General features: G+C 60.4%; 18 protein-coding genes and 1 pseudogene. 16 read left to right on the plus strand and 3 right to left on the minus strand.

What is annotated here, in order from left to right; all coding sequences use genetic code 11:
• The 6 genes and pseudogenes from UN63_RS17125 to gloA form a co-directional block, all read left to right on the plus strand.
• Positions 1-606: pseudogene (locus UN63_RS17125) on the plus strand (electron transport complex subunit RsxC); the annotation flags it as partial.
• Positions 606-1,655, plus strand: a complete 1,050-nt coding sequence (rsxD, locus tag UN63_RS15205) for an electron transport complex subunit RsxD (protein ID WP_104488157.1) — start codon at positions 606-608, stop codon at positions 1,653-1,655. The pseudogene UN63_RS17125 and the gene rsxD, both read left to right, overlap by 1 nt.
• Complete coding sequence (gene rsxG, locus UN63_RS15210) at positions 1,655-2,287, plus strand: electron transport complex subunit RsxG (protein ID WP_104488159.1); 633 nt, start codon at positions 1,655-1,657, stop codon at positions 2,285-2,287. The genes rsxD and rsxG overlap by 1 nt, the downstream gene beginning before the upstream one ends.
• Complete coding sequence (locus UN63_RS15215) at positions 2,284-2,979, plus strand: electron transport complex subunit E (RefSeq protein WP_104488161.1); 696 nt, start codon at positions 2,284-2,286, stop codon at positions 2,977-2,979. The genes rsxG and UN63_RS15215 overlap by 4 nt, the downstream gene beginning before the upstream one ends.
• Complete coding sequence (gene nth, locus UN63_RS15220) at positions 2,976-3,617, plus strand: endonuclease III (protein ID WP_104488163.1); 642 nt, start codon at positions 2,976-2,978, stop codon at positions 3,615-3,617. The genes UN63_RS15215 and nth overlap by 4 nt, the downstream gene beginning before the upstream one ends.
• Positions 3,618-3,674: 57 nt before the next feature.
• Complete coding sequence (gene gloA, locus UN63_RS15225) at positions 3,675-4,082, plus strand: lactoylglutathione lyase (RefSeq protein ID WP_104488165.1); 408 nt, start codon at positions 3,675-3,677, stop codon at positions 4,080-4,082.
• Positions 4,083-4,339: 257 nt separating this feature from the next.
• Here gloA and cysB read toward each other — a convergent pair whose 3' ends face one another.
• Complete coding sequence (gene cysB / locus UN63_RS15230) at positions 4,340-5,314, minus strand: HTH-type transcriptional regulator CysB (protein WP_104488167.1); 975 nt, start codon at positions 5,312-5,314, stop codon at positions 4,340-4,342.
• A gap of 202 nt (positions 5,315-5,516) precedes the next feature.
• Between cysB and UN63_RS15235 the strand changes: the two genes are divergently transcribed.
• Positions 5,517-6,062, plus strand: a complete 546-nt coding sequence (locus UN63_RS15235; protein WP_104488170.1) for a VOC family protein — start codon at positions 5,517-5,519, stop codon at positions 6,060-6,062.
• 84 nt (positions 6,063-6,146) lie between these two features.
• Here the strand turns inward: UN63_RS15235 and UN63_RS15240 are convergent, their stop codons facing one another.
• The gene (locus UN63_RS15240; protein ID WP_104488172.1) at positions 6,147-7,391 is read right to left on the minus strand and encodes an MFS transporter; all 1,245 of its coding nucleotides are present in this window, start codon (positions 7,389-7,391) and stop codon (positions 6,147-6,149) included.
• Between the two features lie 89 nt (positions 7,392-7,480).
• On the opposite strand from UN63_RS15240, the gene UN63_RS15245 reads away from it, so the two are divergent.
• The 5 genes from UN63_RS15245 to UN63_RS15265 are packed head-to-tail and all read left to right on the plus strand — an operon-like array spanning position 7,481 to position 11,429.
• Positions 7,481-8,389, plus strand: a complete 909-nt coding sequence (locus tag UN63_RS15245; protein ID WP_104488174.1) for a LysR family transcriptional regulator — start codon at positions 7,481-7,483, stop codon at positions 8,387-8,389.
• Between the two features lie 21 nt (positions 8,390-8,410).
• The gene (locus UN63_RS15250) at positions 8,411-8,995 is read left to right on the plus strand and encodes a DUF2796 domain-containing protein (protein ID WP_104488176.1); all 585 of its coding nucleotides are present in this window, start codon (positions 8,411-8,413) and stop codon (positions 8,993-8,995) included.
• 6 nt (positions 8,996-9,001) lie between these two features.
• The gene (locus UN63_RS15255) at positions 9,002-9,688 is read left to right on the plus strand and encodes an ABC transporter ATP-binding protein (RefSeq protein ID WP_104488178.1); all 687 of its coding nucleotides are present in this window, start codon (positions 9,002-9,004) and stop codon (positions 9,686-9,688) included.
• Entirely contained in the window at positions 9,682-10,929 is a 1,248-nt protein-coding gene (locus tag UN63_RS15260) for an ABC transporter permease (protein ID WP_104488181.1), read from the plus strand. The genes UN63_RS15255 and UN63_RS15260 overlap by 7 nt, the downstream gene beginning before the upstream one ends.
• A gap of 17 nt (positions 10,930-10,946) precedes the next feature.
• A complete protein-coding gene (locus UN63_RS15265) occupies positions 10,947-11,429 on the plus strand; it encodes a DUF3299 domain-containing protein (protein ID WP_104488184.1) in 483 nt (160 codons plus the stop codon).
• 230 nt (positions 11,430-11,659) lie between these two features.
• Here the strand turns inward: UN63_RS15265 and mtnK are convergent, their stop codons facing one another.
• A complete protein-coding gene (gene mtnK, locus UN63_RS15270) occupies positions 11,660-12,853 on the minus strand; it encodes an S-methyl-5-thioribose kinase (protein ID WP_104488187.1) in 1,194 nt (397 codons plus the stop codon).
• 215 nt (positions 12,854-13,068) lie between these two features.
• On the opposite strand from mtnK, the gene UN63_RS15275 reads away from it, so the two are divergent.
• From UN63_RS15275 to UN63_RS15290, 4 genes are all read left to right on the plus strand, one after another.
• A complete protein-coding gene (locus tag UN63_RS15275; protein ID WP_104488189.1) occupies positions 13,069-13,659 on the plus strand; it encodes a sigma-70 family RNA polymerase sigma factor in 591 nt (196 codons plus the stop codon).
• Positions 13,653-13,871 (plus strand): anti-sigma factor family protein, encoded by a 219-nt coding sequence (locus UN63_RS15280; RefSeq protein WP_104488191.1) that lies wholly within the window; start codon positions 13,653-13,655, stop codon positions 13,869-13,871. The genes UN63_RS15275 and UN63_RS15280 overlap by 7 nt, the downstream gene beginning before the upstream one ends.
• Before the next feature lie 10 nt (positions 13,872-13,881).
• Positions 13,882-14,883, plus strand: a complete 1,002-nt coding sequence (gene arsS, locus UN63_RS15285; RefSeq protein WP_104488193.1) for an arsenosugar biosynthesis radical SAM (seleno)protein ArsS — start codon at positions 13,882-13,884, stop codon at positions 14,881-14,883.
• 23 nt (positions 14,884-14,906) lie between these two features.
• A partial coding sequence (locus tag UN63_RS15290) for a glycosyltransferase (RefSeq protein ID WP_280530390.1) occupies positions 14,907-15,045 on the plus strand: 139 nt, incomplete at its 3' end.

Consider the following 15,045-nt stretch of genomic DNA (forward strand, 5'->3'; position numbering starts at 1 on the left):
GCGCCTCAGGCCGAGGCAACGGCGGAGAAGACCGACAGCGCAGCCGACAATGGCTCCGCTGCAGACGACAAGAAGTCTGCCGTGGCCGCCGCCATCGCCCGCGCCAAGGCGCGCAAAGCCGTACAGGAAGGCGTTGCCGCGCCTCAGGCCGAGGCACCGGCGGAGAAGACCGACAGCGCAGCAGATGATGGCACCGCGGCTAACGACAAGAAAGCCGCCGTAGCAGCTGCCATCGCCCGAGCCAAGGCCCGTAAAGCCGCACAGGAAGGCGGTGCCGCGCCCAAGTCGGAAGCTCCGGCTGAGAACGCCGCTGCAGACGATAAAAAAGCGGCCATCAAGGCGGCGGTCGCTCGTGCCAAGGCCCGCAAGGCCGAACAGGCCGCTGCTACGGCAAAACCGGCATCCGGCACAGATGCAGAGCCGGCAAACACCGAGGCACAGATCCAACCTGCACCGCAAGATGCCGATGCCGATGCTGCCAAGAAAGCAGCGAAAGCCGCGGCGATCAAGGCCGCCGTCGCCCGTGCCAAGGCGCGTAAGGCCGCCCAGGCAGAGGCCGAGAAACAGGCGGCATCCACCCCATCCGATCGAGAAGACGAGTCCTAATGGCGTTTACAATCAGCAGCTCACCCCATGATCGCGCTCCGCTCGACACCGCCACCCTGATGCGGCGGGTCTGTTATTGCCTGATACCGGGCATTGCCGCCCAGTGGTGGTTTTTCGGCTGGGGCAGCCTGATCCAAATCGTGCTGGCGGTGCTCACCGCCTACGGTGCCGAGGCCCTGGTACTGGCCCTGCGCGGCCGTCGTCTGAGCCAGCTCAGAGATAACTCGGCACTGCTGACCGCCCTGCTGATCGGCATCGCCCTGCCATCGCTGGCACCCTGGTGGCTGGTGGTGATCGGCACCGCTTTCGCCATTATCGTGGCCAAGCATCTTTATGGCGGTATAGGCCAGAACCTGTTCAATCCGGCCATGGTGGCCTACGTGCTGCTACTGGTGTCGTTTCCGCTGCACATGACCAGCTGGCTGCCACCACTGGATCTACAGCTGTATCCGGTGACCTTCGCCGACAGCCTGTCCGCCATCTTCACCGGCTTTACCCTGGACGGTTTCAGCCCGCACCAGCTGCGCGAGCTGGCCGACGGCACCACCATGGCCACCCCGCTCGACACCCTTAAAACCGGCTTTACCCAGGGCCATACCGGCGGCGAAATACTGGCCGCCCCGGTATTCGGTGGCCTGGCCGGCATCGGCTGGCAGTGGGTCAATCTGGCCTATCTGGCCGGCGGCCTGATGCTGCTGCGGTTGAAACTCATCAGCTGGCCCATTCCGGTGGCCATTATCGGCAGCCTGCTGCTGTTCAGTCTGGTTGGCTTTATGATTGCCCCGGACGGTACCGCCAGCCCCATGATGCACCTGCTGTCGGGCGCCACCATGATCGGTGCCTTCTTCATCGCCACCGATCCGGTGTCGGCCTCCACCACCTTCCGTGGCCGCCTGATCTACGGCGTGCTGATCGGCCTGCTGATTTACCTGATCCGCACCTTCGGCGGCTATCCGGATGCGGTGGCCTTCGCCGTGCTGCTGGCCAACATGACAGTGCCAATGATCGATGCGCTGACCAAACCCACCACCTACGGAGCGGCCCGCTGATGCTGGAAATGATGCGCAAGAACGGGCTGACGCTGGCGCTGTTCGCCCTCGGCTGCACCGCCTTCGTGGCCTTTACCCACAGTCTGACCAGAGACACCATCATAGAGCAGGAGCAGGCCCAGCTGTTACGGGTGCTGGACGAACTGCTGCCTGCCGACAGCCACGACGAACCCCTGTTCGATCACTGCGTCATGCTGAGCAGCGAACAGTTTCTGGGTACCTCTGATCCCCTGCCCGTCTTCACCGCCATGAAAGACGGCCAACCGCAAAGTTACGCCATCGAGGCCGTGGCGCCCGACGGCTACAGCGGCGAGATCAAGCTGGTGGTCGGCGTCAAGGTAGACGGCACCCTGAACGGGGTGCGGGTACTCAACCATAATGAAACCCCGGGCCTGGGTGACAAGATCGAGCTGAAAAAGTCCCCCTGGGTGCTCGACTTCAACGGCCAGTCGATGCTGGGTGAAGAAGACACCCGCTGGGCGGTACGCAGCGACGGCGGCCAGTTCGACGCCTTTACCGGCGCCACCATCACCCCCAGAGCCGTGGTCAAGGCGGTGCACAAGGTGCTGCTGCTGGTCAACCAGCAACCCCGGCTGCTGACTCAGGCCCCCTCTTGTGGAGAATCCCTGTGAGCGAACAATATAAAGACATCGTCCGTCAGGGGCTGTGGACCAATAACCCGGCCCTGGTGCAAATTCTCGGCCTCTGCCCGGTACTGGCGGTGACCAGTACTCTGACCAACGCCATGGGGCTGGGCATCGCCACCATGCTGGTGTTGATTGGCTCCAACCTCACCGTTTCCCTGGTACGCCAGTGGGTGCCAAATGAGGTGCGCATTCCCATCTACGTGATGATCATCGCCAGCCTGGTAACCAGCGTGCAGTTGCTGATGAACGCCTATACCTATGGGCTTTATCAGTCGCTGGGCATCTTTATTCCGCTGATTGTCACCAACTGCGTGATCATCGGCCGGGCCGAAGCCTTCGCCTCCAAGACCACGCCGGGGCTGGCGGCACTGGACGGCCTGATGATGGGCCTGGGCTTCACCGCCGTATTGCTGGTACTGGGCGGCCTGCGCGAACTGCTGGGCCAGGGCACCCTGTTCGACGGCGCCGAGCTGCTGCTGGGCGACTGGGCCGCGAGTCTGCGCATCGACGTGCTGCATCTGGACAACGGCTTTCTGCTGGCGATACTGCCCCCCGGCGCCTTTATCGGCCTGGGGCTGATGATCGCCGCCAAGAACTGGCTGGACGGCCGACTGGCGGCCCGACTGGCACCGGCGCCCAAGACCGAAGTCACCCGAGCACGAGTCACCTCGTTATGAACATGGAAAAACGCCGTCAGATCCTGGAGCGGTTGCGGGCAGAAAATCCGCATCCCACCACTGAGCTGAATTTTCGCAATCCGTTCGAACTGCTGATCGCTGTGCTGCTGTCGGCCCAGGCCACGGACGTGAGCGTGAACAAGGCCACCATAGGCCTCTTTGCCGCCGGCCCCACTCCCGTCGACATGCTTGCGTTGGGGGTAGAGGGCGTCAGGGAACACATCAAGACCATAGGCCTGTTCAACACCAAGGCGGTCAACGTTATCAAGACCTGCGCCATACTGCAGGAACAACACGGCGGCGAAGTCCCCGAAAACCGGGAAGCGCTGGAAGCCCTGCCCGGCGTGGGCCGCAAAACCGCCAACGTGGTGCTCAACACCGCCTTCGGCTGGCCCACCATAGCGGTCGACACCCATATTTTTCGGCTGTCCAACCGCACCGGCTTTGCGCCGGGCAAGAACGTGGACGAAGTGGAGCAGAAGCTGCTGAAATGGGTACCGGCGGAGTTCAAGCAGGACGTGCACCACTGGTTTATCCTGCACGGGCGCTATACCTGCATCGCCCGCAAGCCGCGCTGCGGCTCTTGCGTGATCGAAGATTTATGCGAATTTAAAGAAAAACAATATCCCGATGGCTGAACGCCATGAAGGGAAACACCCGACCTATACATCCACACCACTCTGGGAGTGTTAATCATGCGTATACTGCACACCATGCTGCGCGTCGGCAATCTCGACAAGTCCATCGCCTTCTATACCGATATCATGGGCATGAAACTACTGCGCACCAGCGAAAACACCGAATACCAGTACACCCTGGCCTTTGTTGGTTACGGCAAGGAAGAAGACGAAGCTGTGCTGGAGCTGACCTACAACTGGGGTACAGAGCAGTATGATCTGGGCAACGCCTATGGCCATATCGCCATCGAGGCCGACGACATCTACGGCATGTGCGAGCAAATCCGCGTCGCCGGCGGCAAGGTCAGCCGCGAGCCCGGTCCGGTCAAGGGCGGCACCACCGTCATCGCCTTCGTGGAAGATCCGGACGGCTACAAAATCGAGCTGATCGCCAAAGAAGACGCCGGCAAGGGCCTGGGGGAATAACGCCTTAAGCTATCAGCCGTAAGCGGTAAGCTGCAAACAAATCAACTAGCAGGATAAAGAGGCAACAGGCGACGCCGGAGCGTCAAAGAGGACAAAGGGATCTGCTCAGCCGACCTTCCGTTTCAGGGACGAAACGGAGAGTGTACATAGATGTATTCATAACGAGTCGGCGGAGCTGGCCCTTTGTCCGATGTGCAAACATTGAGCTTCAAACCAAGCTGTTCTCCTGTTCTGAATTATGACGAAGAGACAGGCGGTCAGCGTACCGGCAGCTCCACGTCTTCGAACAGCTTGTCGATCTCATCCGGTAATTTCAGGGCGGTGGCTCTGTCTACCCGCTCGCGGGTGAGGTGAGGCGCAAACCGCTCCATGAAGTCGTACATGTAGCTGCGCAGAAAGGTCCCCTTGCGAAAACCTATCTTGGTGGTGCTGGCCGCAAACAAGTGACTGGCGTCTATTGCCACCAGATCAGTGTCGTGCACCGGATCTACCGCCATGCTGGCGAGCACGCCTATGCCTATTCCCAACCGCACATAGGTCTTGATCACGTCGGCGTCGGTGGCGGTAAACACCACCTTGGGCTCGAAACCGGCCTTGTTAAAGGCAATGTCCAGCTCGGAACGACCGGTAAAGCCAAACACATAAGTCACCAGCGAATAATGGGCGATGTCGGCGATATCCGGCTTGTCGATGGTGGCCAGCGGGTGATCCTTGGGCACCAGAATACAGCGATTCCAGTGGTAACAGGGCAGCATGATCAGGTCCTGATACAAATGCATCGCCTCGGTGGCAATGGCAAAGTCGGACGAGCCCTTGGCCACCGACTCGCTGATCTGCACCGGCGTGCCCTGATGCATGTGCAGCGACACCTTGGGATAGCGTTTGATGAAGCCCTTGATCACATCCGGCAACGCATAACGAGCCTGGGTGTGGGTAGTGGAAATGTTGAGCGACCCCTGATCCGGATGCGTATGCTGGCTCGCCACCGCCTTGATGCTCTCGACCTTGCCGAGGATCTCGCTGGAAATACGGATGATATCCTTGCCCGCCGGTGTCACCTGAGTCAGATGCTTGCCACTACGCTCAAACACCTGGATGCCCAGCTCATCTTCCAGCATCCGCACCTGCTTGCTGATCCCGGGTTGAGAGGTGTAAAGGCTCTCGGCGGTAGCGGACACATTCAGATTGTGATTGGCAACTTCAACGATATAGCGTAACTGCTGCAGTTTCATGGCGGCTCAACATTAAGGTAACGTAACTAAATATTATCAGACCCTGTAAGAATATCCTCTTTGTCATGTACTAATAACTGATAGTTATATGCTAATCGACTGAACTATCACCGTTTTTACGGTGTTAACCCGTTGGACGTTAGCCAAAGCCCGGGGACTGGGGTAACATTTCTCTATCTTTTCCATCATCACCGAGCCGCCGATGCCGACACTGGATGAACTGCTGGGCGAACCTCGCCAGTTTCTGGATGAACTGGAGCAGGGCCTGCTCGACCATGGCCTGCCGACGACGCTGGGGCCCATGGATCATATCTGTTATCGGGCGGCGGACCAGCAAGAGTACCTACGGCTGCGCAGCGCCCTGGCCCGGGTTGGGGACTGTCTGGTCGAGGGCATGATTGGTAACAGACCCATCATCACCTTTCAGTTCCATCACCCGTTGGCCAGCCCCTTCGGACCCATTCCCTGCATCGAGCTTGCCGCCCCCAAGGCCGGCAAGCAGCACCGGTACGGCCTGGAACACGGCGAAATCGTGGTCGGCAACCTCACACTGCTGCAGGAGAGCTATCCCGAGGTGCCCTTCAACACCAAGGGGTTACAGGGCCCCGCACCCGAGCTGACCTTGGCCCTGCCGCCCTATCAGGTCAAGTTTCATCAACGCAGCCTGGCCGACACCATCGTCCTCGAAATAGCCCGAGGCGAGGTGATACCCGTTCCCACGGATTACTTCAAAGATAAAGAGATTTAGCACCCGATACGGTGTTTTCCGTAGGGTCGAATTCATTCGACCAGCGGCGCTGCATGCCGGCCTGGCGGTCCAATAAATTGGACCCTACGAGAAACTTTGCGTACCAGAGGTGTTTGCCATCAACCGTTCCCGCCGCAGTAACTGCAGGCTGAAGCCCGCCGTGACCAGCAACACCAGCATCATGCCCAGCGCCACCCCGGGCAGCCCGGCCCAACTCCAGAAGGGATACAGATAAAGCCCGCCCAGACTGGCACCCAGATAGTAAAACACCAGATACAAGGAAGACGCCAAGGCCCTGTGTTGCTGCACGCTGCGCCCTACCCAGCTGCTGGCACAGGCATGGGCCAGAAAGAAGGCGAAGCTGTCTACCAATAGCGCCAGCAGGATCACCGGCAAGCGATCGCTGAGCAGGCCGAGGTTGCCAACCGCCATGATGCCGATGGCGCCAAGCAGGGTACGGCAGAGCCCGAAGCGGTTGATCAGCCAGCCGCTGATGCCGGAGGCGAAAGTGCCGGTAAGATAGGTCAGAAACAGCAAGCCCAGCGCCGCCGGCGCCATGTGGATGGGCGGCGCCGCCAGATAGAAGGCCACATAGGTGTACTGGTTCAGAAACACCATGAAGTTAAGCCCGCCCACCAGATACACGGGCCACAGCAACGGGTTGCGGATATGGCCCAGCAGCGCGCTCATGCCCCCGCCTTTGCTGGTCGGCACAAAATTCTGCGACGACGGTAGCCATTTCAGCAACGGCAGCCACAACAGCAGGCTGAGTGCACCCAATACCAGAAAGCTGGTCTGCCAGCCACCGAACCACTGTTCCCCCCCCAACTCTCCCAACTGCTCTCCCCATTGGGCCAGCAGGCCGCCGAACACCCGTCCGGCGATACCGCCCAGGGAGTTGGCGGCAATGTAGATGCCAATGCTGGTGACCAGAGCCCTGGGGGTAAACTCTTCGCCCATATAGGCCACCGCCGTGGCCGGCAATCCGGCCAGAAAAAACCCCTGCAGGCCCCGCACCGCCAGCAGCCAGCCAAAGCCCGGCAGCCACGCCATCAGCAGGCTCAACAGAATGGCCACCAGCAAGCAGCCCAGCATCACCGGTTTGCGCCCAAGCCGGTCGGCGACCCGCGCCCAGAACAGCAGACCGATGGCCAGCCCCAGGGTCGAGATGGACAAGGCCCAGCTGGCGGACAATGCCGACAGCTCGAAGTCCCGGGCCAGCAGGGGCAACAGGGGTTGAGTCAGATAGAGGTTGATGAACACCAGCATGGAGCCCAGGCCCAATGCCAGGGTGGCACGCCACCAGAGTGGGGTTTTCAGATCGATCATGGCTTACTCCCGGATCAGAACCTTGACCTTAATCCCCACCTGCGTATAAATGAAATATATAAAACTTATGAAAAAAATAACCAGACCTTATGCTTGAAACCAAATGGTTACGCCAGTTTGCCGCCGTGGCCCGAGAGGGCAACATCACCCGCGCCGCCGAGCGGCTGCACCTGGCCCAGCCCGCCGTTACCATGACCATCAAGAAGCTGGAACAACGGCTCGGCATCGCCCTGTTCGACCGCCGCCAGGGCCGCCTGCAACTCACCGTAGAGGGTGAGCGGCTCTATCAACACGCCGAGCTGATCCTCAATGCCCTCACCCTGGCCGAGCAGGACATGGCGGCGCTACACGACCTCAATAGCGGCGAAGTCTGTATCGGCATTCCCAGCATGCTGGGCTCCTTTTATTTTCCGCCGCTGCTGATGGCGTTCAAGCACCAGTATCCGGGGTTGTCGATTCGGGTTATTGAGGCCGGCACTCAGGATCTGCTAGCCCGGCTGTGCCAAGGCCAGCTCGGCCTCGGCATAGTACTGACCTCCTCCCTGCCGCCGGCCTTGACCGGCCTGCCCCTGCTGCGAGAAGAAATGGTGGCGGTGGTCGATGGCGACCACCCGGCCCGGCATCAGGCGTCCATCACCATCGACGACTTTCTCGGGCAGGAACTGGCGGTGTTTCGCCACGGCTTCTTTCACCGGGAATATATCGACGAGATGGCGAAGCAGACCGGCATCCAGCCCCATATCGGCTTCGAGAGCAACCTGATCCCACTACTCAAGGCGGTGGTGCGTCAGGGCTTTGCCATCACCACCTTTCTACGCATGGCGATCAAGGACGACCCCGACCTGTTCCCGGTGTCTTTTGCCGAGCCCTACTTTCTCGACCTCTGTCTGGCCTGGCCCAACGACCGCCGCCTGTCCCGGGCCGAGCAGGCCTTTATCGACTTCATTCGAACGGAACATGGCCTCTTTACAGCCCCAGCTGAAGACGTTATAACATAACAAAATTTATCGGAGTCTGTTATGTCCCTCAAACCTTTCGCCTTCGCCATGCCCCTGCTGCCCTTCAGCCTGTTCGCCCAGAGTTTACCCGGCGTACACGAGCACGGCTTCGGCCGCCTCAGCCTGGCTCTGGATCAACAACAGCTGGTGCTGGAACTGCTGGCGCCGGCGGCCGACATTGTCGGCTTCGAACACCTGCCAGCCGACGATACCGAGCAAGCCCAACTAACCGCCGCCCTGAGCCGGGTGCAACAGGCCGAAATGCTGTTCAGCCTGCCCGAGACTGCCGCCTGCAGGCTTATCGACAGCCAGTTGGTTGAGGAAGGCGCCCATTCCCATGAGCTGGACGAGCACGAACAGACAGACCATCATGATCACGCCCATGAAGCTGCAGACGAACACGAGCACCATGAAGATGAAGATGGCCACAACGACGTGCTGGTCCAGTATCGCTATCAGTGCCAGCAGCCCCAGGCGCTGAACAGTCTCTCAACCACCCTGTTCGAGCAATTTCCCAGCCTGACCCGGGTCGAGCTGCAGGGCATAGTGCCTTCTGGCCAGATTGCCAGCACCCTCACCCCCAACCAGCCCGCCTTCAGCTGGTAAGAGCCCATGAGCACACTGATATCGATAAGGGATCTCCGCTTCGCCTGGCCCGGCCAGCAAGCTATTCTGCAGATCCCGCATTTTGAACTAGCCGCCGGTGAGCGGCTCTTTATCAAGGGCCCCAGCGGCAGCGGCAAGAGTACCCTGCTCGGCCTGCTGGCCGGCATACAGCAGGCCAACAGCGGCCAGTTGAAGGTACTGGACAGGGATCTGTCGCGCCTCTCGGGCCGGGCTCGGGACCGTTTCAGGGCCGATCATCTGGGCTACATCTTTCAGCAATTCAACCTGCTGCCCTTTCTGTCGGTCACCGAAAACGTCACCTCTGCCCTGATCTTCTCCCGCCACAAGCGCCGTAAGTTGCAGGCCTCCGCCACCGCCGAGGCCGAACGACTGCTGAACGAACTGCAGCTGCCGTCGGCACTGTGGACGCAGCCGGTGCACAAGCTGAGCATCGGCCAGCAACAGCGGGTGGCGGCGGCGCGGGCACTGATAGGCCTCCCCGAACTGGTGATTGCCGACGAACCCACCTCCGCGCTCGACGCCGACAGCCGGGCCGCCTTTATCGAACTGCTGTTCCGGGAATGCAGTCGCCAGCACAGCACCCTGGTGTTTGTCAGCCATGACCCGGCGCTGGAGCCGCTGTTTTCCCGGGTGGTTTCCCTTTCTGAACTGAACGAGCACGCAAGATGTTGATACTGGCACTGAAAAGTCTCTGGGCCCGGCGCCTGACCGCCGGCCTGACCCTGGCCGCCATCGCCATCAGCGTGATGCTGCTGGTGGGGGTCGAAAAAGTGCGGGTAGAAATGAAAGAGAGTTTCGCCCGTACCCTGTCCGGCACCGATCTCATCGTCGGAGCCCGTACCGGCCAGATAAACCTGCTGCTGTATTCGGTGTTTCGCCTGGGCAATCCCACCAACAACATCAGCTGGGACAGCTATCAGCGCATCAGCAAGCACAAGGGCGTTGCCTGGACCATTCCCATCGCCCTGGGTGACTCCCATCAGGGCTTTCGGGTGCTGGGCACCAATCAGGACTATTTCCGCCATTACGCCTATGGTCGCAACCAGCCGTTGCAGCTGGCCGAGGGTCGCCCCTTCAACGACACCTTCGAGGCGGTGATCGGCTCCGAAGTGGCGCAAACCCTGGGCTACAAATTAAGTGATCCCCTGATCATTGCCCACGGCGCCGGCAACACCTCGTTCAGCCTGCACGACGACTTGCCCTTTACCCTGGTCGGCATTCTGGCGCCCACCGGCACCCCGGTCGACAAAACGGTACACGTGCGGCTGGACGGGCTGGAAGCCATCCATCTCGGCTGGCAGAGCGGCCGCAAGACCCTGACTCTTTCACCCGAGCAGGCCCGCGCCGCCGATCTTACTCCCGACTCCATTACCGCCTTTCTGGTGGGCATGAGCAACAAGGTACAGGTGTTCGGGCTGCAACGCGCCATCAACGGTTATAGGGCCGAGCCGCTGTCGGCCATACTGCCGGGCAGCGCCCTGCACGAGCTGTGGAGTCTGCTTGGCATCGCAGAAAAAGCCATCGCCTTCATCGCCCTGTTTGTGGTGGTGGCCGGCCTGCTGGGCATGCTCACCACTCTGCTGGCGGGACTTTCGGCCCGACGCCGGGAGCTGGCCATACTGCGCGCCCTGGGGGCTGGCCCACGTCACCTCTTCGGCCTGCTGGCGCTGGAGGCCGCGCTGCTCACCGCCCTTGGCGTATTGCTGGGTCTGGCGCTACTATATGGCTCGCTGCAACTGCTGGCCCCATTGGTGCAGGCCCAATATGGTCTTTTGCTGTACCCGGGTCTGCCCGAGGCGGGCGAATGGCGTCTTATTGGTCTGACCCTGCTGGCAGGCATGACCATCGGCCTGCTGCCGGCGGTACGGGCCTATTTTTATTCGGTTAACGACGGAATGAGTATCAACCATTGAAGACGCACCCACCCCTGATGAAGATAATTGCCATCTGCTTCGCCACCCTGGCTCTGCTGGTCCCCCGAGCCTGGGCCGACGACTACAGCTTGCTGGAATGGGACGACCTGATCCCGCTGGAAGAGCAACTGAATCCGCCGCCGTTTCCCGAGGTGGATCACGATGATGAATTCGCCATTCCCGGCCAGCCCGTCGGCAAGGTGGTGCCGAGCCTGAACGGCCGCAAGGTACGGCTACCCGGCTTTGTGGTGCCGCTGGAAGGCGATAGCAAGCAGGTGACCGCCTTCTTGCTGGTGCCCTACTTCGGCGCCTGCATCCATGTGCCGCCGCCACCCACCAACCAGATAGTCTATGTGGAGTATCCGGCCGGGGCCCAGGTGGACGATCTCTGGGATGCAGTCTGGGTCACCGGCACCCTGCGCACCGTGGGCGCCAGCCATGAAATGGGGGACGCCGCCTATTCGCTGCAAGGCACCAGCGTGGAGCCTTACAAAATTTAACCGGAAAGAAAAAACGGTACAGACACCCCACCCTACCCCTCCCCTTGCGTTGCACCCCGCAACAGTCCTGTATATTGGGCATTAAAGGGGAGGGAATAAACCAGCGTTTCCTGAAGAGATCGCGGTCTTTTTTCTCCTCCCCCTGAGCAGCGGAGATACAGGCGTAACGGCGGCCTGTCGCCAGGGGGAGGCTGGGTGGGGGTGTCACGAAGAGACCGCTTGGTCTTCGGTTAGCTCACCCATTCGAGCAATAGCACCCTGAGTTGTTCTTCGTCCAATTGCTCTGCCTCCATGACAAGGGTACGTCCCAGCGCCAGCGCCTGCCGCTGACAGGGCGCGCGCCGGTCCGGGTCTTCGATGCCGTCCAGATCCACCACATGGGCGATGCCGATGGTGCGGCGAACCATCTCGCAACCCGCATAACCCAGCGCGTCTCGCCATACTCGTCGCATAAAGGCCTGCACATACCCCGGCTCGGCCAGCGCCGGATCCGGGCTCTTGGCCTCCAGAGTGACAAAATCAGCCTTGAAACTACGCCACAGGGTGAGTATTTCTTCTATTCGTCTGTGCTGATAACGCTGGCCGGCATCGGCCGGATGCCGCCCCGGCTGGCTGCAGAAGTTCAGCAGCAGATTGGCAAATATCACGCCCAGATCGAAGCCCATGGGGCCATAGCCACCAAATTCGGCGTCTATCACCTTGAGCTTGCCGGCCGCCACCATCACGGATCCGGTATGCAAGTCGCCGTGCAGCAGGGCCTCGCCTTTGCAGCGAAAGTCGTGTTTGAGAGTGGCAACCTTCACTTTTAACGCCGCATCGGCCCACTGTTGCTCCGCCTCGGCGCGGATCAAGGGCTCGACGTTGTTACGCTCGTGATCCCGAAACGGGTCTACAAAAAAGACTTCCTCGGTAATGGCCATCAGCTCGGGGTTGGCAAAGGCGATCTGCGCCGCCTGCTGCGCCTGATAATCGAGATGAAAGGCGCTGCTGTGATAGTGCACCCGGGCCAGATACCGGCCCAGCTGCGCCGCCGCCTCGGGAAAAGACGCGTCTTCAAGCAGGGCCTGACGCCACACCTGGTGATCGGACAAGTCTTCGAGCAGCATTACCGACAGCTCAGGGTCGTGGTGCAACACCTCTACCGTGTATTCCGGGCAGACACTGCCATGGCGCAGCAGTATTTGTGCCTCGATACGGGCCCGATCCCGGGTTAGCGGCCAGGACTCGCCGATGCAGCGAATATAGGGCAGCGCCTGCTTGACGATAAAGCCGCGCGACTCGCCCGGTTTCCACACCCGAAACACCTGATTCAGGTTGCCGTCGCCGATTTCCTCGCCCTGCAAGGGCACCTCGCCTCCCTGCCCCGCCGCCTCTCGCACATAGGCGATGGCATCTTCCACCTTGAAAATTCGATACTGGCTCATAAGCCTGCTCCCTGCTGCATAAGGTTATCTTCCCCTGAATTCATCCGTACTGTAATAAAACCTGCTTTGGCCACGACTGAGTCATAACAACATTGGTTTAAATACCGTGGTTTAACGACATGGTTATAACAACACAGACAATGCTGGTAGCACAACGCCGGTGGCGTTAGAGTCTAATCAATGGGAAGGACCCGCTACCACAAAAAAGAGTCATTATGGATCAGAGACATAGCACTTCAGACCCACTATTGTCCGATGAATTGCGCCGCCAAATGCTGCGCTTTGCCACTCTGCAACTGCAAGACGCTCAGCTTGCAGAAGACGCGGTGCAGGAGGCCCTGCTCGGCGCCTTCAAGTATGCGGACAGCTTCAACGGTCGCGCCGCCTACAAGAACTGGGTATTTGCCATCCTCAAACACAAGATTGTCGATGTGATCCGCAAAAATCAGCGCCTGGTCACCATCGCCAGTCTCGGCGGTGACGACTCTAACGATCTGGAAGAGCAGTTGTTCAATCAACGGGGCATGTGGCACAGGGAAGAGCGACCGGTGGAATGGAGCGCTCCCGAAAGCAGCCGGGAAGACGACGAGTTCTGGACCCTGTTCGAGCTGTGTCTGGATAAATTGCCGCCCAATCAGGGCCGCACCTTCATGATGCGCGAGTTTGTCGGCCTGGAAAGCCCAGAGATCTGCCGCGAGCTGAATCTGACCGTCAGCAACCTCAATGTGTTGCTGTATCGGGCTCGGTTGCGACTGCGCGAATGTCTGGAAAACACATGGCAAAAACAAGGAGACTGCGCATGCTGAGCTGTCACAAAGCCACCCGGCTGATGTCCGAAAGCCAGGAACGTCCGCTGAGCACCGGCGAAAAACTGTCACTGGCGCTGCACACCATGATGTGCAAGGGCTGTCGCAATTTCGAACGGCAATTACCGGTCATACGATCACTGGCCAGGGCCTACGTCGCCAAATCGGATGATGACACAAGCGACAAGCCGGAAAACGGCCCCACTCGATAAAGGAATCACGATGCGAGACACACTGCCCCTGCTTGATTTGACCGACTTCCCTGCCGTTCGCCGCCAGGCGCTGGATACGCTGCAGGTGAACATGGGCTACATGTGCAACATGAAATGCGTGCACTGCCATGTGGCCGCCGGCCCCCACCGCACCGAGATGATGGACGACGCCAATCTGGCGCTGATCCCCCAGGTGCTGGAGGCGCGCAAGCTTGACACCCTGGACCTGACCGGCGGTGCCCCCGAGATGCACCCTCGCTTTCGCGAGCTGGTGGTGGCCGCCCGCAAGCTTGGCGTGACCGTCATCGACCGCTGCAACCTCACCATTTTGTTCGAGCCGGGTCAGGAAACCCTGGCCGACTTTCTGGCCGAACAGCAGGTGGAAATCGTGGCCTCCCTGCCCTGCTTTGAGATCGATAACGTCGACCGCCAGCGTGGCAAGGGCACCTTCAACAAGAGCATCGCCGCCCTGCAACAGCTGAACAAGCTGGGTTACGGCCAGCCCGGCTCCGGGCTGGTGCTGAACCTGGTTTACAACCCCCAGGGGCCGACCCTGCCCCCCGAACAGCAGGGGCTTGAGGCGGCCTATCGCCGTGAGCTGATGGAGCACTTCGACATTCGCTTCAATCACCTGTTCGCCCTGGCCAACATGCCCATCAAGCGGTTCGGCGATTACCTGATCAGCAAGCGCCAGTTTCACGATTATCTGCGCCTGCTGAAAGACAACTTCTCCGCCGCCAACCTGCCCGGCCTGATGTGCCGCAACCTGGTGAGTGTGGACTGGCAGGGTTACCTGTACGACTGCGACTTCAACCAGCAACTGGGGCTGCGACTGCCGGATGACGGTAAAAAGGGGGGCAAAGAAGGTAGTAAAGCAGAAAGCCGACCTCACCTGCAGGATCTGTTGCACCGGGAGCTGGAAGGCCAGCCGATACGGGTAGCCGAGCATTGTTATGGTTGCACCGCCGGCCAGGGCAGCAGCTGCGGCGGCGCCCTGCACGACGAGTCCTGACCGTCATGAGCCTGTCGATCATCATGCCGATGCTGAACGAAGCCGACTCCCTGCCCGAAACCCTGAGGGAGCTATGCCACTATGACGCATCTGCCGAGCTGATACTGGTGGACGGCGGCAGCACCGACGACTCGGTCGCCCTGGCGCACCAGGCCGGTGTAC

This window comes from Oceanisphaera arctica, from assembly GCF_002936955.1.
GTDB classification, from domain to species: domain Bacteria; phylum Pseudomonadota; class Gammaproteobacteria; order Enterobacterales; family Aeromonadaceae; genus Oceanimonas; species Oceanimonas arctica.